This window comes from Granulicatella sp. WM01 (genome assembly GCF_004570605.1).
GTDB lineage: Bacteria > Bacillota > Bacilli > Lactobacillales > Aerococcaceae > WM01.
This window is the reverse complement of the sequence record NZ_SPPB01000218.1, coordinates 1-202: the sequence shown is the minus strand read 5'-3', so window position 1 is coordinate 202 and position 202 is coordinate 1. Positions and strand designations below refer to the sequence as shown.

At 29.7% G+C, this 202-nt stretch carries 1 protein-coding gene; it reads right to left on the bottom strand.

Annotation, left to right across the window (positions count from 1 at the left end):
• A partial coding sequence (locus E4T68_RS09205) for a transposase (protein ID WP_167753894.1) occupies positions 1–202 on the bottom strand: 202 nt, incomplete at both ends.

The following is a 202-nucleotide window of genomic DNA, read 5'->3' as shown; positions in this document are numbered from 1 at the left end:
GTACTATCTGATTGATTAAGATATTTTTTCATAATCTGACATCTTAACTGATTAAATGTTCGATTGATATGTTGAACAATGTGAAATCTATCTGTAACAATTTCTGCATTCGGAAACACCTGTTTTATCCAACTACCATAATGTGCATTCATATCCATAACAACATAACGTACGTTTAAGCGTTGCTTTCTTGAATATTTTA